This is a genomic window from Blautia hominis (genome assembly GCA_002270465.1).
GTDB classification, from domain to species: Bacteria; Bacillota; Clostridia; order Lachnospirales; family Lachnospiraceae; genus Blautia; species Blautia hominis.
The window spans coordinates 779,959-805,131 of sequence record NQOF01000003.1 but is presented as its reverse complement, the minus strand read 5'-3'; the positions used below and the strand labels follow the sequence as shown (position 1 = coordinate 805,131).

Here is a 25,173-nt window from a genome sequence, read left to right as displayed (position 1 = left end):
TTTTGTCTTTCAGAAAAAGTCATTTGTCTTTTTCCGAAAGACAAAAATATTTATATCCACTATACTCTATTTAAAATAAAAAAGCAAGAACAAAATTCATATTTTATATGCAGCAAAACAGGAGGATTACAGTTGCCCCAGTCTCAATAACACAGGAAGCGCAAAGGGAATCTCCCTCTGCGCCTCCTGATATGACCTGCTGTTTTATCCTATGCTGTTGTTTCCTCCACTCTTCTATTTCTAACTGCTTCATATGGCTGGTTTCCATTACCTTAAGGTTGCCTGTATTAACCTGTCATGGTTCCCTTTTGCAAGTTCCTTTACTTTGTCAAGATCCAAATGCATGGCCTCTGTGATCCATTCACCATATTCTGCGTCCGCCCAGAAACAATGTACTGCATGACGATATTTTATATTTTCAGTCACCGGTGCAATATTGCGCGCCGTGTTTTCAATCAGAAGAGCCTTTTTCTCCTCCTCCATGATACGCCACAAATCCCCTCCCGCCCTGAAGCAGTCATCTGTAGGATCATCCGTGGGATCATAGGCATACATGGCTCCCTCTAAATCCAGGGGCGGCTCCATCACTTCCGGCTGCGAGGACCATATCCCTGCACTGTTGGGGGAATATGACGGTGCTCTTCCATAGTTACCGTCCACACGCATGGCGCCATCCCGGTGATAATCATTGACCTGACATTTTGCACGATTTACCGGAATCTCATTGTAATTGACTCCCAGGCGGTATCTGTGGGCATCCCCATATACAAACAACCGTCCCTGCAGAAACTTATCCGGTGAAAATCCAATACCCGGCACCACGTGGGCCGGTGTAAAAGCGGCCTGTTCAACCTCCGCAAAATAATTTTCCGGATTTCTGTTCAGCTCCAGCTCGCCGACTTCTATAAGGGGATATTCTCTGTGCCTCCAAATTTTTGTAATATCAAAGGGGTTCTCATAATGGTTTCTCGCTTGTTCCTCTGTCATGATCTGTACATACATGGTCCACTTGGGGTAATCGCCCTGCTCAATGGCCTCAAAGAGGTCACGTCCATGGCTCTCCCGATCCATACCGCATATTTTCTCTGCCTCATCATCTGTCAGGTTTTTGATTCCCTGCTGTGTATGGAAATGAAATTTACACCAGAACCGTTCATTTTTTTCATTATAAAAAGAATATGTATGCTCACCATAAAAATGCATATTCCTGAAGGATGCCGGGATTCCCCTGTCAGACATCACAATGGTAGTCTGATGGAATGTCTCCGGAAGCAGTGTCCAGAAATCCCAATTGTTCTGCGCAGAACGCATGCCTGTCCTGGGGTCCCGCTTTACTGCCCGGTTTAAATCCGGAAAATTATGTACATCACGCAGGAAAAACGTGGGGGTGTTGTTTCCAACCAAATCCCAGTTTCCCTCTTCCGTGTAAAATTTCACAGCCACACCACGGATATCACGTTCTGCGTCCGCTGCTCCGCGCTCTCCGGCTACCGTAGAAAAACGGATAAAAAGCTCTGTTTCTGCTCCCGGCTGCAGAACCTTCGCTTTTGTAAACCGGGAAATATCATGGGTAACCGTCAGCTTTCCATAGGCACCCCAGCCTTTTGCATGCATTCTTCGCTCAGGAATGACTTCCCGGTCAAAATGCGCCAGTTTCTCCATCAGCCACACATCCTGCATAACTACCGGACCTCTTGAGCCGGCTGTCAGAGAATGCTCATTTTCTGCCACAGGCGCACCTGCCTCATTCGTAAGTTTCCATTTGTTTTCTTCCATGCTTCAATCTCCTTTTCTTCAGACACCTCCGTGATCAATAAGGTAACTAGTGTATCGTGGTAAATGTTTTTATTATGCCCCTTAACATTTTGTGCTATTTATATATTTATAACATATATTTAGTTGTTTTTCTGTAACTCTATCACATATTGTCATTCTTTCATCATATCACGTTTGGTCATAATATACATTATATTTTTAAATTTTTCAAGTATCATACATTTCATACATGTATCACCCAATACACAAAAAGACCTGAAACGGATCCCCGTTTCAAGCCTTTTTGAAATGCACAAGAGATTATCTTCCTCTGTGCTTTTCCTTTCTTTTCTGCTGCCTAAGAGCAAATTTTCTCTGCTCCTCCTCTTCCCTTTTCTCTTTGGTAAAGGATTTGCGTTTCTCTTTGTTTTCCTCATGCTGGAGCTTCAGAGCCTGCTGGGCTTTTGTGCCAATGCCTGTCCGGTTCATCTGCTTTTTCACCTCACGCAGCATCCTTTTCGGATTCCTGTGCTCTGTTCTTCTCTCCGCTTCGGCAACAGCCGGACTGAAACTTAAACGATACCAGTTCTGACTGATAAATTCCTGTACCTCATACTCCTTTGGCTCCGGCCCAAATGTGACTTTACATACGGAGCGGCCTCCGTTGTCTGCTCGTTCACACAGGCCAATCCAAAAGGGGTCCTGAAAAAACACCTTCACTGTTATCGAAATTCTGTCCATAATCGTTCCTCCTTGAAATGTTTTAATGGACTGTGAGGAATACCTTCCGTGTATCGCTGCACATGTCCGGCAAAGAAGGGACGACCTAAGGAGGAAGGTTACTTACAGACTGAGCCATTTACCAGCTCTGACTGCGCCCGGACTACCGGCCGGGTCTGTATGGCTTTGCCATACGTTGTGTTTTTATCTTTGCGTTTATAGTATAACGTATTTATATAAATTGTGCCACCTTTCACGGCATGTTGTCACTCAAAATCCTGATATTTAACAAGCAACTTCTGGAAGGATTTTACTCGCATTTCCCATAGTATCCCAGTCTCTTCTATTTTTGACCTGATTAAAAAGATTATGGAGATAAAATACGATGAGAACAATATATGCAGAATACAATATTCATCGCAATAGCATTGATATTTACACCAGTGCAGGATATATGCTTCGCATTGATTGTTTGAAAGCTGAGAAAAATTTAAAAACCACACCCGGAACAGAGTATGCGCTGACTTCATTAGGGATAGACGAACCACTAGAATATGCAAGACTATATCTTGATGGTAATTTGCAGATGTGGGTAGATGCGGAAGATTCGTTAGCACTTTTTTTAGTAAGAAGTGGGAGTTTTAGAAATATGATGGAGGAGGCTATCTTGGATAACTCAGCCCCTCCTTCATATTTTTGTTGACAGTCCTTGGTACTAATTCATTGAAATTTTTATATTTTATTTTCGCCCCCTCTCCTTTTTGTGAAATAAATTCTAAAGTACTTAAACAGTAGATTTACTTGAAGAAACAATGCTTTGCAAACTTCGCACCTATTATTTCAAGTTATAATCATCTAATCTCTCCCCACAGTTATGACAAATGCTTTGTGACGACCATCGAAAATTTAATAATTTTTTGCAGTACGGACACCGTAAAAAAATAAATCCAAAAATAAGATCACTAATTATAAGAAATGTTGCTACAGTAATCATTTCCCTACGAATCGAACTTAAAAAGGGGATATATGATAAAAAAACTATCTCAATTGCTACAAATGCAAGTCCATTTAGTATACTTCTGCATTTCTTTGATTTCATTAAGTTTTCCCTTTCCATTAAGTTGATTTTTCTTTTTTATAGAATACGGCATTGCTGTAAAAAACGCTATCATAATACTGTAAAATACATGTAAAAACCATACTTGAATTTATGATATGAAACTACAATATCATTTGGATATGGGAACTCGCTCTATAATGATTTCGTACATAGCTTTGGAATAAATATTAATATCCCCTTGCTTCCAACCAACCTTTCAGATAACACCGGATTTTAAGATATACTCCTTGTAAAACCAACCAAAAGAGCAAGAGATGTTAAGTATAAAATGACCATATAATTAATGAATGGAGATGGGAAGCTGTTCAACTGAAACAGAAGATATCACAACAGATATATCTGAAAATTATGCGGAATCTACTTATGGAAAGGTTAAAGATATAAACACCTTATCTGATCAATATGCTGCATATTGGGGAGAATGGGTAACAATCAATCTTTGGTGCAGTTTGGTTGTTGAGTAAGGCTCATCCTTTTGATGGACTACGTACCCCGAAAACTTAAATATTTTTCTATTGACAACTTTATATATAATACATTATAATTTTACATAATAATACCTTATCGTATATTTCACTCATAAAAATTGAGTGTTTAATAATATTGCAATAATATGTAACATTATCTTAACATTAAGTCGTAAATTGTAATTTTTTGTAATTTTTCGTACAAACCCTCCTAAATGTTTTATGATAATGAGGTATTAAACTAAGGAGGAGAACTTTTTATGAACATGGAAATTGAAATCATTAGGAAATTCAACATTACATCACGCTATAATGGATATTATCTTTTACCAGAAGCAATAGAAATTGCAAAAGATAATTATGGTAGTTGCATTAAAATAACCAAAGATATCTATCCAGTACTTGCTCAGCGACACAGAATTCCGGACAAGAGAATAGAACGCAATATCCGTACTGTAATTGAAAAGTGTTGGGAAAATAATCGCGCTCTTATGGAAAAGATAGCCGGAAAGGAATTAGAGGTTCCTCCGAGTAATGGAGAATTTCTTGATTTCATGGCTTATTGGCTGCTCAACAATAAAAATGAAAATAATCCTCCATTTGTATAGGCTGATTTATCAGAATTTTCTGTCGCTCTCATCTCTACTCCTCGGTAATAACTGAAGGCCCGACTTAAGGCTTTTCAGAGCCACAGACAGCTGCAGCTCTGAAAAGTCCGCTTCACTTTATCTTTTAAAACCTTGGGATCATTTTATTCTGTATATTTCTAAAGACTAAGTTTTAAAAATAAATTATAAATATCCAGAATACCATATCCCCAGATTGGATTTGGGTATTTATTAGTTGAAATGTTTCTGTTTGCACCACGGATAATCAATCTGTTTATCTCATATCCTGTAATCGCCGGATAATTCCCTTCACGTACTGCCCATTCAAGTACCATAGCAATAACACCAGCAGTAAAGGCCGCCGCCGCCCCTGTCCCTGTCATAGCTCCGTACCGTTTATCCGGAAAAGCACAGGATGTCTGATATCCCGGTGCTGCTACATCCGGTGTTATCTGATTAATCCTGGTATACCCGCGGCCTGCATTGGTTAAAATACGGTCTGTCAGCGGATCATACGCTGTGACCGTCAAAGCATTTTCAGAATTCCCCGGTATTGTAACCGTTGTATAGGGAGATGCCCCCAAAAAATAAGTATCCTTTGATATTAAATCACCGGAAGGAAGCCATGCGTCAAAAGAAAAGGCTTCTGTTTCCAAATTAACCAGACGAAAACGCCAAATCCCACTATTCGGATTTTTGAACCTCACTACAATCAACTGGTCACCTGTCTCCTTTTCCAGCACAATATTATTGACCCATAATTGACTGTCTTCAAAAACAAAGCTAAATTGATTGCAGCTTCCTAGTTGAGGATAGTTTAACCTGGTACTCTCACCCACAGGAGTAATGATCTCAATTGTAAGCCTTGCAGGTACCTGTGCCCATATTTCGACTGCAAATAACTTATCCTTTTCACTCACCTTCAATTCAAACATGTGTTCGTACGGAGCTTTGTCAACTGAACTATAATAGTGCCGGTTTCGGCTCCCTTCATTTCCTGCAGCAATCGCAATATTAAACCTTGGAAGCAGTGAAAGACCGGATATGTATTCACTTAACGTTCCCAGGCCTGTATGGCTTCCCTGGCTGCTTCCAAGAGTGAAGCAAACTGCCATAGGGCGTTTCAAACGTTCTGCTGTCTCCTGTAGATATTTTAGTCCCAAAATAATATCCGTCTCCTGATAGCATTCCACATTATCAGGAACAAACGAAATTTGGAGCAATTTCTTTTTGGGCTTTTTTAACTTCACTACAACAAGCTGTGCTTTTGGTACCACACCTCTAAAAGTAGAAATACCGTCCGAACTTCCTGCTGCAATACTTGCTATAGCCGTTCCGTGACCATTTTCATCCCTTGAAGGCACCACAGATAACGGATCACTGCTGTTAAGTGCCGTATTAATAATCTCATTAGTATATTCTGTACCATACGAATACCCTTTCGGCGCAGGACCGTCCTGGATTGACTGGTCCCATATTCTAACTATACGCGATGTATCGTTACTGGTCATAAAAGCCGGATGCTGATAATCAATACCAGTATCAATAATACCGATTAAAATATTATTTCCGTAAAGCGCAAGGTGCGGGTTATTCTGAATCACAGTTACACCTGCTTCTTCCAGACTCACCTCAGACATAAGTGTAAACAATCCCGGATAGCTATAATATAGATTCTTTTTACCCAAGTCACAATAATCCATTTTATCTACCGGTACATGGCTTATAGAATATCTGTCATTCAATTGTGTGATACTATTATCTGTACTATAAGTTTTCAGCAAATAATTATCAAAAATCAAGTCCATATAGTTTTCATCTACGATTTTATTCACATTTAAAACCTCTATGATTCCTTATCAATATATACGAAAATTTTAGCTGTTTCATGCTAAATTATAAGTTTGTTTCCTTATTACTCCCGCTCCCAATATATTATATGATTTCTGAGTACAGTAAAGACCCCGGCAAGTGCCAGGGTCTAACCATACTAAAAAATATTTGCTTACTACTATGAATCACAAATCAACACTGTGATCCGTAATATTCAGCGGCTTTACGTTTCCGGTAAAAACTTAAGAAAGATTTAGAACGGCGTCCCCTCCAAATCATAAGGCGTAATCTGATAAACATAGTAATTCAACCAATTCGTATACAAATTATTCGCATGAGCTCTCCACAACAAAAGAGGCTTATTATCCGGATCATTTTCAGGATAATAATTCTTCGGAAGCTTTATATCCATCCCTTTCCCTTTATCCCTCTTATATTCCCCGTCCAAAGTCACGCGGTCATATTCCGGATGCCCCATAACAAAGATCTGGCGCCCATCCATTGCCATGCAGAGGAATACCCCGGCTTCCTCCGATTCAGCCAGCACAGTCAGAGCCTCACAGGCATGGATATCCTCCGCCGTCACTTCTGTATGACGGGAATGGGGAGCTAAAAATTCATCATCAAATCCACGCACAAGCGGCACCTTACGGTTTTTCACTTTATGGCTGAAAAGACCGAACACCTTGTGGTCCATCATTTTCTTCTCCAGCCCATAATGATAGTAAAGTCCTGCCTGGGCAGCCCAGCACAGATAGATCGTGGAAGTGACATTGGTTTTCGTCCACTCCATGATTTCTTTTAACTCTTCCCAGTAGTCCACTTCCTCGAACTCCATCTGTTCCACCGGTGCGCCTGTAATGATCATTCCGTCAAACTTATGAGCCTTAACCTGGTCAAAAGTCTCATAAAATTTATTTAGATGACTGGTGGCCGTATTCTTTGATTCATGGGTTGCAACCATCATAAAGGACACATCCACCTGCAGAGGCGTATTGGACAAAGAACGCAGAAGCTGCAGTTCTGTCTCCTCCTTGAGCGGCATCAGATTTAAAATCAGGATTCGGATAGGACGGATATCCTGATGGACTGCACGTCCCTCATCCATGACGAATATATTTTCTTTTTCCAGTATTTCCTTAACCGGCAAGTCGCTTTGTATTTTAATGGGCATTTTTCTTCCTTCTTTCTATATTATTTTTTCTTTACATCAGGGGCGCAAAGATACGCAGCACTTTTCCCATGATCCTGGTAAAAAGACTCAGGCGTTTATAGTCTGCCACTGAAATCTTCACACATTTCTTTTTCGTATTCTGAAAGTCCCGCTCCACATAGGGGATCTGGGAATTCCGATAAAAGAGAACTCCATCCTCAAAATGATGATAAAAGCTTCTGTAATCCATATTCACAGTACCCACAACAGCCTTCTCATCATCCGAAGTAAAAACTTTAGCGTGGACAAATCCGGGCGTGTATTCATAGATTTCCACACCGGCCTCCAAAAGCTCATTGTAGTAGGTCTTCGCAAGGGCAAAAGCAGTTTTTTTATCCGGAATATGGGGCATGATGATGCAGACTTCCACACCACGTTTTGCGGCATAGGTCAGAGCCAGAATCATCTCATGGTCCAGGATCAGGTACGGTGTCATGATATGTACATAATTCTGTGCCGTATTCAATATATCCAGATATACCTGTTTTCCTGTCCGCTCATAACCATATGGCATCACATCATAAGGGATGACATATCCGTCATTGGGCATCTGCAGATTGGCGGGGGTCCGGTATGGCTCATACTCCAGGTCCCCACGCTCTGACACGCCCCACATTTCCAGAAACATGAAGGTAAAGCGTTCCACTGCCTCGCCCTTCAGCATGACTGCCGTGTCCTTCCAGTGGCCGAAACGTTCCTTCTTATTAATATACTCATCCGCCAGATTAGTCCCGCCGGTAAATGCCGTTTTACCGTCGATCACAAGGATCTTCCTGTGATCTCTGTTATTATAATGCGGTGAGAAAAATGGTTTGATCGGTGCAAACATCTTACACTGTATCCCCTCTTTCTCCAGTATCCTCGGATAAAAAGAAGGCAGCAGTGCCAGCACACACATGCCGTCATACATGACTCTGACTTCCACACCTTCTTTGACTTTCTTTTTCAAAATCTCCAGCACAGTGTTCCACATATATCCCTCTTCCAGGATAAAATACTCCATGAAGATAAAGGTTTCCGCCTTCTCTAATTCTCTCAGCATGGCTGGGAACTGCTCATCACCCAGCGGAAAATAAGTCACAAGCGTGTGTTCATAGACCGGACAGGTACCGTACTCCATCAAATACGAAGCCAGATGCCCCATCTGAGGGCTCTTCCGCTCCAGATCCTTTTTCACCTTTTCTTTCTGGGTCACAAACTGTTTTGTGAATTTTCCCAGGTGCTGAAGCCTCTGGTAAATCATCCTGGTTCCCGGCTGGCTGTTGATATAAAGATAGAGCAAGGCCCCAAATACAGGAACTACTGTCACCGGAATCATCCAGACCAGCTTAAAATCAGGGTTTCCCCGGCTGTTGAAAAGATGCAGAAGTACAAGCACACCCAGGACCACAAATCCTACATATACATAAAAACTGTAATCTCTCAGCCAGATAAAACTGGCGATGATCAGTGCAAACTGAATCAAAAAGGCAAAGACCACGATCAGCGTTCTGCCGAAAATAATGGTCTTAACACCTTTCAGCCCTTTCTTTTTCATCTCCTCAGACTGCATTTCCTACCTTCTTTCTGTCACGCTTCCCCTGCAAGCTTCAGGAAATCCTCCTCTGACAGAATGGGGATTCCCAAATCCTTTGCCTTCTTATTCTTGGAGGAGGAGGATGTGGTATCATTGTTGATCAGGTAATCTGTCTTTGAAGTCACGCTTCCCGTGACCTTACCGCCCCTCTCTTCAATATATTCTTTGAGCTGTGCCCTGTTTGCAAAATGTTCCACACTTCCCGTGATAACAAATTGTTTTCCTTCCAGGCTTTGTGCGCTCTCTGTTCTCATCTCCTCAAAGGCCAGATGGGACAGCAAGTGCTCCAGCTTTGCTATATTCTCCTCATCTGCAAAATATTCTGTAAAGGTACCTGCAATGACCGGACCGATGCCCTCAATGCTGCTGATTTCCTCCGGTGTTGCATGTATGATCTTATCCAGGTCATATTGAAATTCCTTACAGATAACTTTCGCATTGGCAATGCCTACATTGGAGATTCCCAGGCTGTATATCAATCTGGGAAGTGTGGTGTGGGAAGCTTTTTCAATACTGGCGATCAGATTGTCATATGACTTCTGGCCAAACCCCTCCATGGAAACAATCTCATCTTTATATTTTTCAATTTCAAATATATCTCCAAAATCTTTTATAAATCCTTTTAGGATAAATTTTTCCAGTGTTGCCTCTGAAAGCCCGTCAATATTCATGGCATCCCTGCTTACAAACAGGGTAAAAGATTTTATTTTCTTTGCCTGACACTCCGCATTCATGCAGTACAGGGATTCCACATCGTTGGTCTTCAGCACTCTGGCTTCCTCCCCGCAGACAGGACAGACGTGAGGGATCTCAAGGTCTCCGCTTCTTGTCAAATTCTCTGCGATCTGGGGAATGATCATATTTGCCTTATAAACCTGAATCTTGTCCCCAATCCCCAACTCCAAATCCTTCAGGATACTGATATTGTGTACACTGGCCCTGCTCACAGTGGTTCCTTCCAGTTCCACAGGCTCAAAGATTGCCACCGGATTGATCAAGCCAGTCCTTGAAGGACTCCACTCTATCTCTTTCAGGGTAGTCTCCCGGATCTCATCCTTCCACTTAAATGCAAAGGCATTTCTCGGAAATTTTGCAGTGCTGCCCAGAGAATCGCCGTAAGCAATATCATCATAAAGAGCAACCAGACCGTCCGACGGAAAATCATTGTGGACAATCTTATCTGAAAAATATGCGATAGCATCATCCAGGGTATCTGCGGTCACCATCCTGTACTCCACCACATCAAATCCCTGCGCGGCCAGCCATTCAAACTGCTTTCGGGTAGAATTTTCAAAATCCACACCCTCTGCACGGACCAGTGAAAATGCGTAAAACTGTACATTTCTCTTCGCTGTGATCTCATTGTTCAACTGACGTACAGAGCCGCTGCATAGGTTTCTCGGATTTTTGTATCGGGCATCCACATCCTCGATCTGTTCATTGATCTTTTCAAAATCAGAATACGTGATAATGGCCTCACCGCGGAGGATCAGCTCGCCTTTGTGGGCAATCTGCAGCGGAATATTTTTAAACACTTTGGCATTGTTGGTGATCACTTCTCCCACTACGCCATTTCCCCTGGTTACCGCTTTGAAAAGCCTGCCGTCCCTATAAGTGAGTACAATGGTCAGCCCGTCCAATTTCCAGGACAGCAGCACCTTCTGCGCTCCGATAAACTCCCGCAGGGATTCCACGTCCTTAGTCTTGTCCAAAGAGAGCATGGGGCTTTCATGCGCTTCCTTCTGCAGTTCATCCATAGCCTCGTATCCCACTGATACCGTTGGACTTCCGGTGAGGGTTATCCCTGTCTCCCGCTCCAGTTCCACCAGCTCATCATAGCGTTTATCATATTCAAAATTGCTCATGATCTCTCTGTCTTCCTGATAATACGCCTTTGCCGCTTCATTCAAAAGAGGAATCAGCTCTTTCATCCTCGCTGTCTTATCCATGTTACCTTTTCCTCCGTTCATTTTTCCTTATGACAGTTGTCTCCGAAGAATCCTGAATGAGACTTTTCAAATCCTCCAGTTCCTTTTTCTCAGCCTCCCGGTACTGTCCAACCGGCAGGTCCCCCAGCTCCAGATTCATGACACGGATCCGTTTCAGCCGTTTTACTCTGTATCCCAGATATTCACACATTCGCCGGATCTGGCGGTTCAGCCCCTGCGTCAGGATAATGCGGAACGTTTTCTCACCGGTCTTTTCTACCCGGCATTTTCTCGTCACAGTTCCTAAAACAGGAACACCTTTTGACATTTTTTTAATAAAATCTTCTGTCACAGGTTTATCTACAGTCACCAGATACTCTTTCTCATGGCAGTTTCCGGCCCGCATCATTTTATTCACCAGTTCACCTTGGTTTGTCAGGAGCAGTAAGCCTTCAGAATCTTTATCCAGCCTGCCTATATAATATATCCGAATTGGGTAATCTATATAAGAGATCACGTTGTTTTTTATTTTTGGATTGGCTGTACACTCGATACCTCTTGGCTTGTGAAAGAGGAGCAGCACTTTTTTTTCTTCACGGCGAACCGCTTTTCCATTCACCAGAATTTCCTGCCCCTCTTCAATCTGCATCCCGAGAACAGCAGCCTTCCCGTCCACCAGGATTTTTCCCTCCTGAACCAGACGGTCTGCTTCCCGCCTGGAACAGATGCCGGCATCACTCAAATATTTATTCAGACGCATACTTTCAGTTCCTTTATATATTTATGATAAAGAGTATATCACAAGTTCTGCCCGCAAGTAAAGCGTCCGCTTTTCCTGCCTTTAAGATATCTTAAGCAGTTATTTCGACAATTTTTCGGTTTGCGCCTTGCCAACCCTTCCACTGCGATAGTATAATGAGAACGTGTACTTATGAATGTGCCCGGTTTCATGACAGCCGGACATATCAAATACAAAGGGGTTAATGTAATGAAAAACAAAAAGAAAACCGCGGGCATCCTTCTGCTAACCTGCATTTTGGGAGCCGTGCTGATTTTTGTACCCAAGTATATTTTTACTGCGGTAAAGACCAGCATGGACACCTACAGCAACAAGAAGGAAGCCCTGAAGGAAGACCACTGGGTCTATAATGACTCCGGCAGGAAATTCGTCTATCACGACGGTGTTGTCATTAAGAGCACCTGGCGTGAGGTTGACGGTACCCGTTATTATTTCGATGATGAAGGGTATGTAAAAACCGGATGGGTTACCGATAAGGGTAAGCGGTATTACCTGAAGGAAAATGGCACTCCTGCGTCCGGATGGGTACAACCCGAAGGAGAATCCTGGTATTTTCTGGATGAAAACGGAGTTCCTAAGACCGGCTGGGTCAAAAATGACGAAAAGTGGTACTATCTGAAGGATGACGGGACCATGTCTACCGGATGGATAGACGTGGACGGCAAAAGCTATTATCTGCAGGAGGACGGTTCCATGGCCTCCGGCTGGGCAGAGCGTGACGGCAACCGTTATTATCTGGACAGCAGCGGAACCATCAGCACCGGCTGGAAGGAAATTGAAGATGCCTGGTATTACTTCCGTGACGAGGACGGTGCCATGATGATTGGATGGATCACCTCTGACGGCACCAGCTTCTTCCTTGACAGTGACGGAAAGATGGTCACAAACGCCTGGGAAGAAAAAGACGGCAAGAAGTATTACCTGGGTGAGGACGGCAAGCCTCAGACCGGCTGGGTGACAGTGGATGACAAGCGATACTATCTGAACGAAGATGGTACACTGGCAGGTAAAGGCTGGGTGAAAGACAACGGAAAATGGTATTACCTGAAGAGTGACGGTACTGCAAAGACGGGCTGGCTGCAGATAGGAAAAGACTGGTACTATCTGAACAAAGACGGCAGTATGGCTACCGGATGGATCACAGTTGACGGCAAAGCCTATTTCCTGAAGGACAATGGTGTCTGGGACAGCAAAGCAGCGGCAAAAACTGCCGCTGCCGGTTCCGGCCCTATGGTTGCCCTGACTTTTGATGATGGTCCCGGACAATACACGGAACGGATTTTAGATACCCTGCAGGCCAATGGGGCAAAAGCAACGTTCTTCATGCTGGGAAAAAATGTTCCGAATTATCCTGACGCAGTCAAAAAGATGGACCGTATGGGTTGTGAGCTGGCCAACCACACATATGACCACGTAAGTCTGGCTTCCCTGGACGCCTCAGGTGTACAGGATGAGGTAAATTCTACTAACAGTAATATAGCAGACATCGTGGGCCGTGGTGCTACCCTGGTGCGTCCTCCCTACGGTGCTTACAATTCCACTACCAAAGCAAACGTGGGCCTTCCCATGGTCCTGTGGTCTGTAGATACGCTGGACTGGAAGACCAGAGACGCGCAGAGCACGTACGACGCAGTGATGGCAGCTCAGGACGGGGATGTGATCCTCATGCATGATATTCACGGTCCAACTGCCGACGCAGTAGATATGATTGTACCGGCGCTAAAAGCCAAAGGTTTCCAGATGGTCACTGTCAGCGAACTGGCAGCAGCCAAAGGAATCACGCTTGACGGCGGCATTGCATACGGCGCTATAAGATAGAAACACAAAAACTGCTGTACAGCGATTCATTTCACTGTACAGCAGTTTTCATTCATGTGAATAAGAATTTTTAAAAGGGTGCTTTCTATTATTTACTGTAATAAATCTCCGTAAATATATCCGGTCTGTCCGTTATACTCCACTTTAATCCAATTGTCTTCTGCATTATCAATCTTTGTTACTTTTGTTCCTGCCTGCAGTTCCTGGAGAATCTCTCCGTCTGTCCCTGCTTCATCACGCATATTACAGACATCCTGTGTGGTCAATTCAGCACCATTATCCGCCATGGAAGCCAAACTGGTTTCCTTTCCCAGCTGCTCCTCAAATGCTTTCAAATCTGCATCTGATTCCATAGCTTTGTTCAGATTGGTCTCCACCTCACTGATCAGCTTTTTCACATCCTCATCCTGATTGGTCTTGTCAATATATTCATTGACTTCCGTATCATTCTTGTCATTATGGATAATATACTTGTCGTCCTTTTTGATCACATAAAGCTGTGCAAGTCCCGGCGCCGGTGTGGCTACATCCGTAAACTTCAAATCATAGGAAACAAATACTACATAGCTGTCCTCTGCAAGGCCTTTTTTTGTATATACATTGATATTACTGTAACTTTCAATATAAGCTGCATTTAATACTTTTGCTTCATCTGTGGCGTCAAAACTGTCCGCAAGTTCTTTCATACGGTCAACATTCTTTTCACCCCAAGCTGTATAAAATGCATCAATCAAAGAATTTACTTCAGGGTATGCATTTTTCTCCAAAGAGTTTTCATCCTCTTTTTTTTCGTCCTGTGCTTTTGCATCAGCATCAGAATCTTTCGATTTCTTGGTATCGTCAGACCCTTTCTGCTGCTCTGTCTGTGCATCCGGCTTCTTCTCTTTCTCTGAAGAACCGCCCGTCAGGGCCCTAATACCGAAAAACAGAACCACCAGAACGACCAAAATAGCCAGACCCAGAAGAATATACCTCAGATTGTCTGAAAGCCATTCTCTGAAATTGTCTAACATCCTTGTCCTCCTTCAAGACTGTTACCCTTCATTCCCTTATTCCAATGCTTTTCCCCAAAGCACCAAACACACCCGGAGGGATTCGAACCCCCGACACGTGGTACCGGAAACCACTGCTCTATCCCCTGAGCTACGAGTGCATATGCCTTCCTAGAAATGACATCCCTAGTATATTACCACATATTTCTGAAATTGTAAAGCCTTACACGGAAATTTGGGCATACACCGCCGAAAACCAGCAGTTTTCGGCGGTTATCCCCCACTTTTACAGGATTAATGCTCCCTTTTTACCGTCATAATAATAAACATTTTGGGAAAGGACTTCCTCGTCCTCCACCTGGGTCTCATTGACCTCTCTGACCATTGTCTCCAATTCTTTTTTGGAAAACTGCCCGGAATCGGGCACAAGAATACATTCGTGAATGCTGCTGGGCAGCACATAGAAATTACAGTGCAGAAGCCTGCTGATGTGAGAAAGTACATGAGGATAGAGCAGCGCCGCAGCGCCAAAATATTTTTCTTCATTGGTAAGGATATACATCTGCTCTCTTTTTTGAAAGCCAAAGGATAGAAGTTCTTCTTCCCCTGTCATCTCCCGGATCAGCGCTTCCATTCCCTGAAGTGTAAAGGGCAGTCTGCGGCTTGTATTTTTATGTGCATCCTCATATATGTCCTGCAGCGTAATCCCCCAGGACTCCAGATTGCAGTTATGAACCAGAAAATTCGCCCCGTTTAAAACTTCTTCCTCAAGCCTGTAGTAAAACACAATAGCCAGGTCCAGGTATGGAATGTAGGGTACATTTTTCAAAAGCTTCCTGTTCATATCCAAGTTGATCAGTTTGTAGCAGATATGGCTCCTGGCTCTTTTGTAATCCTCAAATCCGGCATTCTGAAATTCTGTTTCCTCCACCTGCCTTTCTGTGTTAAGCTCCAGGATCTTGAGTGTCACCTCCTCCAGAGACATGCCATGACTGAAAAAATCATAAAAATCTGCCAGATATATGGTAGGCGCAATGTGTGTGCCGCTCTCCATGATGGTGACAGCATCCAGAATCTTTCCGTTATTTTTCTCGATTCTGTGGAGAGTGACCATCTTTTCCCCTGCCTCTTTTTTCAGGCTGGTGAGTATCTCCTGTTTGAATGTGTTGTAGTCCATCTGTAAACCTCTCTTTCTTCATTTTACTGCCTGCAGGCTTTTTGCCGTGTAGGTGTAACAGACAGTGAGCAATACTGTCCTTTCTATTTAAGGACTGCAAATGGACAGACTCTTCCCTTTGACAGTCCAAAAATATTCTGTTTTCTGCAATTGGAAAATACTGCACGAACGTGCAGGAAAGATGATATAGGATTGCTATATCTTTGTAAAAATGTAAATATTATTATACAGGAATTCATTGGCTTTTTCAAGCCATTTTTTGCTATTTTTTATTTTATTATGCTTCAGTATCTATAAGCCCCAAGGACCAGGGACAGTTACTGTCCCTCGGTTCTCCAAAGCCAGGTCTCTCTCATACCGACAGGCACTTCCCGGCAGCTTCCGTCTGTGGCATATACCTTTGCCGTCTCCTGCTCATATACTACGGACTTGATGATCAGCCATCGTCCGGTACGACTGTCCCATACAGGGTGCTCTATGTAATTAGGAAGGTCATTTACTTTAATACCCATATTATTTTCCTCAACACCTATATTTTTTAAATATTCCAAAACGGTCATCTCTCCTATTCCTTTTTAAACTTTATACTGTATCTTCGCGCTATCATAATTCTTTTCATTTCTTTCACACTTCTTTTAATTTTTCACCACAGTTTCTTCACATTTCTCCTTTATAGTTATAGCTAACAAAGGCCAAGAACCTTTTTCATATATCTTTTCTTTTTCATACTGCCGGGTCATTGCGTACCCGGCCCTCCTTTTTATCCCCCCTTGAACTCTGTCCGGGCAGTGATCAGTGCCTATTATGCCATATCCCCCATTTCATCAGTCAAACCACTCCGCTTTCTTCCCTCGCCGTGCAGACATGTAAAAGATTCCACACTAAGATCATGTTCACTGGATGGTTTATCAGTTCTTATTGACATTGCTGCACCTTTGAGGTATAATGCCTTTATCGAACATATGTTTGTATCTACTGTATTTTTCCGTTAACGGTTATCTATTTCTTTATATTATCACCGTTAATTACTATAGTCAACTGTTTTTTCTTGATTTTTTCCGTTGACGGCTGTAAACTCTGATTAACAGGAGGATACTGAAATGGGTCTTGAAAAAATCGAGGAATATAAAAAGAAATTAGGAATGACTACTGCAGAGCTTTCCGAGAGATCCGGTGTTCCCAAAGGAACACTCGACAAAATATTAAGCGGAGTTACAAGGGATCCAAAGCTGGAAACCCTCAAAGCCATTGCCCGGGTTCTTGGACTTACACTGGATGACTTTGACGATGTGCACAGGGAACCTGAGAAACCCGCTCCAACTTACGATGACGTGGAACTTCTCATAGCCAGAAACGGAAAGAAAATGTCAAAAGAACAGAAACTTCGCCTGATACAGCTTTTGTCCGAAATAGATGAGTAATTTAGGAGCGGTTTATTTTGGATTATGTTTATATAGCAGAAATGATTCTGGAAGTCTACAGAGAATGCGGCATTAAGGAGTTTCCCATTCCCTGTGTTGACATCCTGAAGCATTATGAATTCAGAACCATTACATATTCAAGATTAAAAGAATTGAATACGGAAATCTATGCCCTCTGTATCTCAGCCTCTAATGACGCATTTTGTGACCAGAGGAACCGTATTATAGCCTATAACGAAAAAGCAGTCCAAGGCCGTATACGCTTCTCCCTCATGCACGAACTGGCTCACTGTGTCTTTCAGCACACAGGTGAAAATCCGGAAAATGAGGACACCGCTGACTGCTTTGCCAGTAATATACTGGCTCCCCGGGTTGCCATCCGCCATTATGGCTGTAAAAATGCAGAAGATATCCACTTCCGTTTCGGCTTGTCATATGCGGCTTCCAACAAAGCGGTACAGGCGTATAATACCTGGAAGCAGAGAGATACCATAAAAGTTGATAGAGAACTGGATGACTGGTTGTTTCCCCTGGATGAATTTCATCGAAACTTCCTGCGTCGTCTCCGCAGACAGCAGCAAAGACGGAAGCTGCAGATGAAACAATACGACCAAAAACTGTCTTTTCTTAGAGAAAACCATCTGGATGACGTTTGGGCGCAGGGAGAAGAATATCATTTTTTCTCCACATCCCGCTGACATTTTTTCTATAATATCATTGAGATAACAATGGCTGCAGCTAAAATGCTTAGACTCATAGCCGTATAGGCAACGCGGCCGCCATGAAGGCAGCCCCTATGATCAGAAGACCGAATAAATCAGCAAAGGCCCGGAAATTTAGCTTTCCAGGCCTTGGTTTTACCAGTTTTAATTATACTCTGGACAGGTATTCCCCTGTTCTTGTATCAATTTTGATCTTATCGCCCTGATCAACGAATAACGGTACATATACAACCGCGCCAGTCTCAACCGTAGCCGGCTTTGTAGCGCCCTGAGCTGTATCGCCTTTGAATCCAGGTTCTGTATCAATGATATCCAGTTCAACGAATAATGGTGCTTCGATCGCGAACACATTTCCGTTATAGGAACAAATCTTTACCGTTTCATTTTCTTTTACAAACTTCAGAGCATCGCCTACTGTCTGATTGTCAATGGCAATCTGATCATATGTCTCATTGTTCATAAAGTAATATAAATCACCATCATTATATAAATACTGCATGTCCACACGGTCAATACGTGCCTGCGGGAATTTTTCAGTAGGTCTGAATGTCTTCTCCACAACTCCGCCGTTGATAACATTTTTTAATTTTGTTCTAACGAAAGCAGCACCCTTTCCAGGTTTTACGTGCTGGAATTCCATAATCTGTACTACATTGCCATCAACTTCCAGAGTGAGACCATTTTTAAAATCTCCTGCTGATATCATAATGAATATTCCTCCTTAAATTCTTCCATTGGAAAAGCATCTCTTTTTCCACTGTACTCCATTGTATAATACCTCATCCGATTTTTCAACTGTTTTTTCGCTTTCTTTGGTCTTTCCTGTAAAAATAAAGAACAATTTTTTCCAGTTTCCGTTTTAAAACAATTTGAATTTCCTCTTTTGGATGAATTGGTTTCACTAAAATATTGTGCATGCCGGTTCTTTTGGCACCGTAAACATCTGTGAAAAGCTGATCCCCAATAAATGCGGTGGTGTTCAGATCAGTTCCCATGAGCTCCATGGCCCTTCTGTAATTTTTCCTGGAAGGCTTATGGGCATCCTCGATAAAATGCACCTGCACATCCTTGTTAAAGGAAGAAACCCGTTCATACCGGTTATTTGACAGCAGGCAGCACTGAAATCCGATTTTTTGAAGTCTTATAAACAATTCTTTTGCCCGCTCATCTGCAGGGGCCCCGTGAGGCACCAGGGTATTGTCAATATCAAAGATCAGGCCCCTGTACCCCTGTGCATATAATTTTTCAAAATCTATGACGTATGTGGAGTCCAGATATTCATCCGGAAAAAAGGTGCGAAACATTTCTAATTCTCTCCTATCTGTATGCACAATAAAACGCGGCATGGCTTCTATCCCCTGCCGCGTTCCCTGAAAATCGTATCTTCATCACGGCTTCCGCATTTTAATGTGCTGTGGTATACCGTGATGGTAACAGTTTTCCCTGGTGTTTGTCAATTCTTTTTGTATTATCTTTCCGTGAGAGTTGTATACTGCTGTGTCTCCAGCACATTTTTGTAAGCCGGACGGATAATCTTGTCTGTGTTGATCAACTCTTCCATACGGTGTGCACTCCATCCCACAATTCTGGCAATGGCGAACATCGGTGTATATAATTCAAGCGGAAGCTCCAGCATACTGTAAACGAATCCGCTGTAGAAGTCCACATTAGCACTGACACCTTTGTAGATATGGCGTTCCTGTCCGATGATCTGAGGAGCCAGACGCTCTACCATCTCATAAAGCTGATAGTCTTTCTGCCTTCCTTTTTCTTCTGCAAGCTGTTTTACAAACTTTTTAAAGATCTGCGCACGGGGATCTGAAATGGAATATACCGCATGCCCCATACCATAGATCAGGCCTCTCTTATCAAAGGCTTCCTTATGGAGCAGTTTTCTGAGGTAATCGGACACTTCTCCCTCATCCTTCCAGTCTTTTACATGCTTCTTCATATCGTCAAACATACGGACAACCTTTATGTTGGCTCCGCCGTGTTTCGGTCCTTTTAAGGAACCGAGAGCTGCCGCAATGGCAGAGTAAGTATCTGTTCCTGAGGAAGAAACTACATGTGTGGTAAATGTAGAGTTGTTACCACCACCGTGTTCCATATGCAGTACCAGAGCCAAATCCAGAATCGTAGCTTCAAACGGCGTATATTTCTTATCCGGCCGCAGCATTAAGAGAATGTTCTCTGCTGTGGACAACTCTTTTTTCGGATGATGGATATATAAACTCTTGTTCTGGTTATAATGGCGGTGCGCCTGATATCCGTAAACGGACAGCATCGGAAAAATACTGATAAGATTGATGCATTGACGGAGTACATTGGGAAGTGATATGTCCTCCGGGTTCGTATCGTAGGAATATAAGGTGAGAACACTCCTTGAAAGGGTATTCATCATGTCCCTGCTGGGAGCCTTCATAATAACATCGCGGACAAAATTCCGCGGCAGGCATCTCTGATCTCCAAGAATCTTGCAGAAATCGTCCAGCTGCTCCTGTGTTGGCAGCGTTCCGAATAACAGCAGGTATGTAGCTTCTTCAAATCCAAAACGCTTTTCCTGTAAAAAGCCTTTGGTCAGTTCTTCAATGTTGATGCCTCTGTAGTACAGCTCTCCGTCACAGGGAACTGATTTACCGTCTTCTTCTTTGTTCGAGACTATGTTGGATATCTGGGTCAGTCCGGCAAGAACGCCCTTTCCATTGATATCACGCAGGCCTCGCTTTACATCATACTTCGCATAGAGGGACACGTCCATCTTGCTGTGATCCTCGCAAATCTTTGTAAGGGCTTCGATTTCAGGTGTTACTTTCATATTAAATCCCATTTTAGATTCCCCCTTGTTCTTTTATCTTCATCGCTTTAGCATAACGATATTTTACCATAAGAAAAGGCAGGTAACAAGAAAAATTTTTCTAAACATTCTATAAATTTATCAGACATGACCGTGTTTTTGCATTGGATATACTTGCAGAAAAGGTTTTTTTCCTATAAACTAAAGGAATGAAAGGAATGATTTGTTTATGAAAATGGATGAAACGGTAGATGTGTGTGATTGTGTGCATAAGCATGAACATATACAAAAAAAGGTAATACCGGATGACAATACGCTGTATGGTCTGGCAGATCTGTTTAAAGTTTTTGGGGATCCTACCAGAATTCGGATTTTGTATGCTTTGTCAGCCGGGGAATTGTGTGTGTGTGATATTGCGTCGGTGCTGAATATGACGCAGAGTGCGATCTCGCATCAGCTTAGGGTGTTGAAGCAGATTAAGCTGGTGAAGTTTCGACGGGAGGGGAAGACGGTTTATTATTCTTTGGCGGATGCACATGTGGAGACTATACTTAGTCAGGGGTTGGAGCATGTGCAGGAGTAGATGAAGATGTGGCTCATGGGATATGGCTCACGGACGATACACCCCTGGGATACGGGCCACGGAATAGTCCGCTTGTGGTAATTTTCTAACGGAAAATTATCCACTCGCTCCCAATATTCCATGGCCCGTATCCCAGGGGTGTATCTGACTGTTGTGGGCGGATGGTTGTGATGGTGGTAATGCCGAAGGTTATATATAAAAGGTCATATATATAAAGGTCATATTTATAAAAGCCATATTTATAAAGGCCAGATTAGAAAAGGATAAAGATTTCTAAGGCTAAGATAAAGGCTTGTTGTGAATTATGATTGATTTTATAGATGCCGGGGGCTTTCTTGGTTGTTGTGTTTTGGAAAGCCCCTGACAGGATTCTATTTTTGATGATTATAGTTTTAGTTTTGCGAAGGCGTCGGCGAAGGCATTGTTTAAGGGTTCGGCGGCTTCTTTTTTTTGTTTGGATAGGTATTTCTGGACGTCTTTTTTGGAGACGCCGGCACCTTCTTTTTCGCGGCGGGACTGGAAGGAGGAGAGTTTTTCTTTGTAGCCGCAGGGGCATATGAAGGTCTCCTCCTTGCCTTTGACGTAGAGCTCCATGCGTTTGTGGCATTTGGGGCAGCGGGCGTTGCTGGTGCGGGAGATGGTTTCCCGGTGACCGCACTCACGGTCCTGGCAGACCAGGAGTTTGCTGTTTTTGCCGTTAACGGAGAGCATACGTTTGCCGCAGACAGGACATTTTGTGTTGGTCAGGTTGTCGTGGCGGAAGGTGCCGTCTCCGGTTTTGATCTCCTGGATGATGTCCTGGGTGTAATCTTTGATGTCTGAGAGGAAGGCTTCTTTTTTGAGTCTTCCGTCTGCGATCTTGGAGAGTTTCATCTCCCAATCTGCAGTCAGCTCCGGTTTTCTCAGGTCCTCCGGTACTAGCTCCAGAAGTTGTTTGGCTTTGGAGGTGATGTAGATGTCTTTGCCGCGTTTCTCCATCAGGAAGGTATTAAAAAGTTTGTCAATGATGTCTGCACGGGTGGCTACTGTGCCAAGGCCCCCTGTCTCTCCCAGTGTTTTGGCTGCTTTTGCATCATGGCTCTCCATGAATTTTATGGGATTTTCCATGGCGGAAAGCAGGGTTGCCTCGTTAAAATGGGCCGGAGGTTTTGTTTTCCCTGTGGTCAGCTCTGCTTTAGAGGCGGGGAAAGTATCACCTTTTTTCACGGCTGGCAGGGTCTGGTCTTTTAAGGCCGGTTCCCGGTTTGTGCCGTATTCTTCCTCGTCATCGTCGTCGGACCAGCCGCTGTCGTAGGCTTCTTTCCAGCCTGGACTTTTTACTATTTTTCCTTTTGCCAGGAAGATTTCTCCTGCTGCCTGGGCTTTTACTGTTGTCTGCTCGTATTCAAAGGGCGGCATGAGAACACTTAAGAAACGACGTACCACCAGATCGTATATTTTGCGTTCTTCGTTTGTCATGTGGTCCAGCTGAACAAATTGTTCTGTGGGGATGATGGCGTGATGATCGCTTACCTTTTTATCGTCCACAAAGGATTTGCTGGCTTTTATGGGTTTCATGGAGAGGCTGCCCGCCAGTTTGCGGTAGGGGCCTACTGCACAGGCTTTCAGTCTTTCTTTCAGGGTTCCCACCACGTCGCTTCCTATATAGCGGGAGTCTGTCCTGGGATAGGTGAGGACTTTATGGTTTTCGTAAAGGCGCTGCATAATGTTCAGTGTCTCTTTTGCGGAGAAACCGAATTTTTTGTTGGCATCTCTCTGGAGTTCTGTCAAATCGTAAAGGCCCGGTGAAAAGGTCTTTTTTGCCGTTTTGTCAATGGATTCTATGGTCAGGGAGCCTGCGCTTACCTCTTTTAACAGGGATTCCATCTTCTCCTGCTGGAAGGAACGGCAGGAACCGCTCTTTTTGTCCTGCCAGGTAAACTGAATGCCTCCGGAGAGAACCGTCATACCATAGAAATCAACGGGTCTGAAGTTTCTGATCTCCTCTTCGCGTTTTGCTATCATGGCAAGGGTTGGTGTCTGGACACGGCCGCAGGAGAGCTGGGCATTGTATTTACAGGTCAGAGCTCTTGTGGCATTGATTCCTACCAGCCAGTCAGCTTCTGCGCGGGAGACGGCGGCAGCATAAAGGTTATTGTAGTCTCTTCCGTCTTTTAAGTGGGCAAACCCGTCCCGGATCGCCTTGTCAGTGACTGAGGATATCCACAGACGCTTGATGGGTTTCCGGCAGTTTGCTTTTTCCAGGATCCATCGGGCTACCAGTTCTCCCTCCCGTCCGGCATCGGTGGCAATGATGATCTCTCCCACATCGTTTCTGTAGAGCTGTGTTTTGACAGCATTGTACTGTTTGGCCGTCTGTTTGATCACTACAAGCTCCATTTTCTTTGGGATCATAGGGAGGTGCTCCATTTTCCACTCTCTGTACTTTTTGTCATAGCCTTCCGGGTCATCTAAGGTGACCAGATGGCCCAGAGCCCAGGTCACAATATATCTGCCGCCCTCCATGGCGCCGTTTATTTTTTTTCCGCATCCCAGTACCCTGGCTATATCCCGGGCAACGGATGGTTTTTCTGCTATAACTAATGATTTCATGCAATTACATTACCTTTCCAAAAAATTCTGTTGTCTTCTTCACTTTCTGCATTATATCGTCAAACATGGCTGGTGTCAAAGACTGCATTCCATCACACAGTGCTTTTTCCGGATTATTGTGCACTTCGATCATCACTCCGTCAGCTCCCGCCGCGATAGCCGCCATAGTAAGAGGTTCTACCATGAAACGGATCCCTGCCGCATGGCTTGGGTCGATTATGACAGGCAGATGTGTCTTTTTCTTCAGCATAGGGATTGCGGAGATATCCAGTGTGTTCCGCATGGAAGTTTCAAAGGTACGGATACCCCGCTCACAGAGGATCACGTTCTCATTGCCGCCTGCCATTATGTATTCCGCACTCATAAGCAGTTCGTCCAGAGTGTTGGCCATGCCGCGTTTGAGAAGAATGGGTTTTTTCAGTTTTCCCAGTTCCTTCAACAGTTCAAAGTTCTGCATATTTCTGGTACCCACCTGAATGACATCCACATCCTCAAATAAATCCAAATGTCCCAGACGCATGATCTCAGTGACAATGGGAAGCCCGGTCTGTTTCTTAGCCTCCAGCAGCAGCTTCAGCCCTTCATCCCCCAGACCCTGGAAAGAGTACGGGGATGTTCTGGGTTTGAATGCCCCTCCTCTCAAAAGCCCTGCACCGGACCTTTTCACATCCTCCGCCACTTCAATCATCTGCTCTCTTGTCTCCACAGAACAGGGACCTGCGATCACCTGAAAATTCCCGCCCCCGATCTTCCTTCCGCACACGTCGATCACTGTATCTGCAGGATGCATGCTTCTGTTTGCCTTCTTGTAAGGCTCCTTGATCCTCTTGACAGACTCCACTACTTCCAGAGCCTCAAACTGGTCTTCCTGCAGCTCTGTGGTATCTCCGATCAATCCGATCAGCGTGGTATCCAGTCCTTCTGACAAGTGAAGCTTCAGACCTCTATCCAGCAGACTCTTTTTCAGTTCCTCCACTTTTCTGTCATCCGCGCCTTTTTTCAATACAATGATCATATTCCTAATCCTCCATATAATAAATTTTAAACATAAAAAA

At 43.6% G+C, this 25,173-nt stretch carries 22 protein-coding genes and 1 tRNA gene; 6 read left to right on the top strand and 17 right to left on the bottom strand.

Going from position 1 to position 25,173, the window contains the following annotated elements:
• Positions 1-267: 267 nt before the first annotated feature.
• Positions 268-1,776 (bottom strand): catalase, encoded by a 1,509-nt coding sequence (locus CI595_RS14050; RefSeq protein ID WP_095174123.1) that lies wholly within the window; start codon positions 1,774-1,776, stop codon positions 268-270.
• 300 nt (positions 1,777-2,076) lie between these two features.
• Complete coding sequence (locus CI595_RS14045; protein ID WP_095174120.1) at positions 2,077-2,496, bottom strand: YjdF family protein; 420 nt, start codon at positions 2,494-2,496, stop codon at positions 2,077-2,079.
• 364 nt (positions 2,497-2,860) lie between these two features.
• Here CI595_RS14045 and CI595_RS14040 point away from each other — a divergent pair, with 364 nt between their 5' ends.
• Entirely contained in the window at positions 2,861-3,178 is a 318-nt protein-coding gene (locus CI595_RS14040; RefSeq protein ID WP_243135166.1) for a DUF6061 family protein, read from the top strand.
• Between the two features lie 584 nt (positions 3,179-3,762).
• On the opposite strand, the gene CI595_RS27155 is transcribed toward CI595_RS14040, so the two are convergent.
• Positions 3,763-3,846, bottom strand: a complete 84-nt coding sequence (locus CI595_RS27155) for a hypothetical protein (RefSeq protein ID WP_334293490.1) — start codon at positions 3,844-3,846, stop codon at positions 3,763-3,765.
• Positions 3,847-4,322: 476 nt separating this feature from the next.
• Here CI595_RS27155 and CI595_RS14035 point away from each other — a divergent pair, with 476 nt between their 5' ends.
• On the top strand, positions 4,323-4,670 hold the full coding sequence (locus tag CI595_RS14035) for a sporulation initiation factor Spo0A C-terminal domain-containing protein (protein WP_095174118.1): 348 nt from the start codon (positions 4,323-4,325) through the stop codon (positions 4,668-4,670).
• Positions 4,671-4,828: 158 nt separating this feature from the next.
• Here the strand turns inward: CI595_RS14035 and CI595_RS14030 are convergent, their stop codons facing one another.
• From CI595_RS14030 to CI595_RS14010, 5 genes are all read right to left on the bottom strand, one after another.
• Positions 4,829-6,505 (bottom strand): S8 family peptidase, encoded by a 1,677-nt coding sequence (locus CI595_RS14030; protein ID WP_187144023.1) that lies wholly within the window; start codon positions 6,503-6,505, stop codon positions 4,829-4,831.
• 251 nt (positions 6,506-6,756) lie between these two features.
• Positions 6,757-7,677: a homoserine O-acetyltransferase MetA gene (gene metA, locus CI595_RS14025; protein ID WP_095174116.1), complete on the bottom strand. Its 921-nt coding sequence runs from the start codon at positions 7,675-7,677 to the stop codon at positions 6,757-6,759.
• 31 nt (positions 7,678-7,708) lie between these two features.
• The gene (gene cls, locus CI595_RS14020) at positions 7,709-9,268 is read right to left on the bottom strand and encodes a cardiolipin synthase (RefSeq protein WP_330397290.1); all 1,560 of its coding nucleotides are present in this window, start codon (positions 9,266-9,268) and stop codon (positions 7,709-7,711) included.
• Positions 9,269-9,285: 17 nt separating this feature from the next.
• Positions 9,286-11,241 carry an NAD-dependent DNA ligase LigA gene (gene ligA / locus CI595_RS14015; RefSeq protein ID WP_095174114.1) on the bottom strand — a complete coding sequence of 652 codons (1,956 nt, stop codon included), beginning with the start codon at positions 11,239-11,241 and terminating at the stop codon, positions 9,286-9,288.
• 1 nt (position 11,242) lies between these two features.
• A complete protein-coding gene (locus CI595_RS14010) occupies positions 11,243-11,980 on the bottom strand; it encodes a pseudouridine synthase (protein ID WP_095174111.1) in 738 nt (245 codons plus the stop codon).
• A 228-nt stretch (positions 11,981-12,208) separates the two neighbouring features.
• Here CI595_RS14010 and CI595_RS14005 point away from each other — a divergent pair, with 228 nt between their 5' ends.
• Positions 12,209-13,837, top strand: coding sequence for a polysaccharide deacetylase family protein (locus CI595_RS14005; RefSeq protein WP_162291881.1), 1,629 nt, complete (start codon positions 12,209-12,211; stop codon positions 13,835-13,837).
• A 92-nt stretch (positions 13,838-13,929) separates the two neighbouring features.
• Here CI595_RS14005 and CI595_RS14000 read toward each other — a convergent pair whose 3' ends face one another.
• The 4 genes from CI595_RS14000 to CI595_RS13985 all read right to left on the bottom strand — a co-directional run bounded on the left by CI595_RS14000 (position 13,930) and on the right by CI595_RS13985 (position 16,557).
• Positions 13,930-14,850 (bottom strand): SH3 domain-containing protein, encoded by a 921-nt coding sequence (locus CI595_RS14000; RefSeq protein WP_095174106.1) that lies wholly within the window; start codon positions 14,848-14,850, stop codon positions 13,930-13,932.
• 67 nt (positions 14,851-14,917) lie between these two features.
• A tRNA-Arg gene (locus CI595_RS13995) sits at positions 14,918-14,990 on the bottom strand.
• Positions 14,991-15,115: 125 nt separating this feature from the next.
• Positions 15,116-16,006: a DUF5688 family protein gene (locus CI595_RS13990; protein ID WP_095174104.1), complete on the bottom strand. Its 891-nt coding sequence runs from the start codon at positions 16,004-16,006 to the stop codon at positions 15,116-15,118.
• Between the two features lie 317 nt (positions 16,007-16,323).
• Positions 16,324-16,557 carry a hypothetical protein gene (locus CI595_RS13985; protein ID WP_147737724.1) on the bottom strand — a complete coding sequence of 78 codons (234 nt, stop codon included), beginning with the start codon at positions 16,555-16,557 and terminating at the stop codon, positions 16,324-16,326.
• A 549-nt stretch (positions 16,558-17,106) separates the two neighbouring features.
• Between CI595_RS13985 and CI595_RS13980 the strand changes: the two genes are divergently transcribed.
• Both CI595_RS13980 and CI595_RS13975 read left to right on the top strand, forming a co-directional pair.
• On the top strand, positions 17,107-17,427 hold the full coding sequence (locus CI595_RS13980) for a helix-turn-helix domain-containing protein (protein WP_095174100.1): 321 nt from the start codon (positions 17,107-17,109) through the stop codon (positions 17,425-17,427).
• Between the two features lie 17 nt (positions 17,428-17,444).
• Positions 17,445-18,125, top strand: coding sequence for an ImmA/IrrE family metallo-endopeptidase (locus tag CI595_RS13975; protein ID WP_095174098.1), 681 nt, complete (start codon positions 17,445-17,447; stop codon positions 18,123-18,125).
• Positions 18,126-18,297: 172 nt separating this feature from the next.
• Here CI595_RS13975 and efp read toward each other — a convergent pair whose 3' ends face one another.
• The 3 genes from efp to CI595_RS13960 all read right to left on the bottom strand — a co-directional run bounded on the left by efp (position 18,298) and on the right by CI595_RS13960 (position 20,976).
• Positions 18,298-18,855 carry an elongation factor P gene (efp, locus tag CI595_RS13970; protein ID WP_065541024.1) on the bottom strand — a complete coding sequence of 186 codons (558 nt, stop codon included), beginning with the start codon at positions 18,853-18,855 and terminating at the stop codon, positions 18,298-18,300.
• A gap of 85 nt (positions 18,856-18,940) precedes the next feature.
• Complete coding sequence (locus CI595_RS13965; protein ID WP_095174096.1) at positions 18,941-19,453, bottom strand: YqeG family HAD IIIA-type phosphatase; 513 nt, start codon at positions 19,451-19,453, stop codon at positions 18,941-18,943.
• 164 nt (positions 19,454-19,617) lie between these two features.
• Entirely contained in the window at positions 19,618-20,976 is a 1,359-nt protein-coding gene (locus tag CI595_RS13960) for a citrate/2-methylcitrate synthase (protein ID WP_095174094.1), read from the bottom strand.
• Between the two features lie 196 nt (positions 20,977-21,172).
• Here CI595_RS13960 and CI595_RS13955 point away from each other — a divergent pair, with 196 nt between their 5' ends.
• Positions 21,173-21,526 (top strand): ArsR/SmtB family transcription factor, encoded by a 354-nt coding sequence (locus tag CI595_RS13955; protein WP_065541021.1) that lies wholly within the window; start codon positions 21,173-21,175, stop codon positions 21,524-21,526.
• A gap of 384 nt (positions 21,527-21,910) precedes the next feature.
• Here CI595_RS13955 and CI595_RS13950 read toward each other — a convergent pair whose 3' ends face one another.
• Positions 21,911-24,118 (bottom strand): DNA topoisomerase III, encoded by a 2,208-nt coding sequence (locus tag CI595_RS13950; RefSeq protein ID WP_095174092.1) that lies wholly within the window; start codon positions 24,116-24,118, stop codon positions 21,911-21,913.
• Between the two features lie 4 nt (positions 24,119-24,122).
• Positions 24,123-25,133, bottom strand: coding sequence for a 3-deoxy-7-phosphoheptulonate synthase (gene aroF / locus CI595_RS13945; protein ID WP_095174090.1), 1,011 nt, complete (start codon positions 25,131-25,133; stop codon positions 24,123-24,125).
• Positions 25,134-25,173 lie beyond the last annotated feature (40 nt).

Excerpts from the sequence above, each read along its gene's own strand:
- CI595_RS14040 (WP_243135166.1), top strand. The coding sequence starts at position 2,861 with ATGAGAACAATATATGCAGAATACAATATTCATCGCAATAGCATTGAT.
- metA (WP_095174116.1), bottom strand. The coding sequence starts at position 7,677 with ATGCCCATTAAAATACAAAGCGACTTGCCGGTTAAGGAAATACTGGAA.
- aroF (WP_095174090.1), bottom strand. The coding sequence starts at position 25,133 with ATGATCATTGTATTGAAAAAAGGCGCGGATGACAGAAAAGTGGAGGAA.
- CI595_RS14050 (WP_095174123.1), bottom strand. The coding sequence starts at position 1,776 with ATGGAAGAAAACAAATGGAAACTTACGAATGAGGCAGGTGCGCCTGTG.
- CI595_RS13950 (WP_095174092.1), bottom strand. The coding sequence starts at position 24,118 with ATGAAATCATTAGTTATAGCAGAAAAACCATCCGTTGCCCGGGATATA.
- cls (WP_330397290.1), bottom strand. The coding sequence starts at position 9,268 with ATGCAGTCTGAGGAGATGAAAAAGAAAGGGCTGAAAGGTGTTAAGACC.
- CI595_RS13965 (WP_095174096.1), bottom strand. The coding sequence starts at position 19,453 with ATGTTTCGCACCTTTTTTCCGGATGAATATCTGGACTCCACATACGTC.
- CI595_RS13960 (WP_095174094.1), bottom strand. The coding sequence starts at position 20,976 with ATGGGATTTAATATGAAAGTAACACCTGAAATCGAAGCCCTTACAAAG.
- ligA (WP_095174114.1), bottom strand. The coding sequence starts at position 11,241 with ATGGATAAGACAGCGAGGATGAAAGAGCTGATTCCTCTTTTGAATGAA.
- CI595_RS13990 (WP_095174104.1), bottom strand. The coding sequence starts at position 16,006 with ATGGACTACAACACATTCAAACAGGAGATACTCACCAGCCTGAAAAAA.
- CI595_RS14010 (WP_095174111.1), bottom strand. The coding sequence starts at position 11,980 with ATGCGTCTGAATAAATATTTGAGTGATGCCGGCATCTGTTCCAGGCGG.
- CI595_RS14005 (WP_162291881.1), top strand. The coding sequence starts at position 12,209 with ATGAAAAACAAAAAGAAAACCGCGGGCATCCTTCTGCTAACCTGCATT.
- CI595_RS14000 (WP_095174106.1), bottom strand. The coding sequence starts at position 14,850 with ATGTTAGACAATTTCAGAGAATGGCTTTCAGACAATCTGAGGTATATT.
- CI595_RS13980 (WP_095174100.1), top strand. The coding sequence starts at position 17,107 with ATGGGTCTTGAAAAAATCGAGGAATATAAAAAGAAATTAGGAATGACT.
- CI595_RS14045 (WP_095174120.1), bottom strand. The coding sequence starts at position 2,496 with ATGGACAGAATTTCGATAACAGTGAAGGTGTTTTTTCAGGACCCCTTT.
- CI595_RS14035 (WP_095174118.1), top strand. The coding sequence starts at position 4,323 with ATGAACATGGAAATTGAAATCATTAGGAAATTCAACATTACATCACGC.
- CI595_RS13955 (WP_065541021.1), top strand. The coding sequence starts at position 21,173 with ATGAAAATGGATGAAACGGTAGATGTGTGTGATTGTGTGCATAAGCAT.
- efp (WP_065541024.1), bottom strand. The coding sequence starts at position 18,855 with ATGATATCAGCAGGAGATTTTAAAAATGGTCTCACTCTGGAAGTTGAT.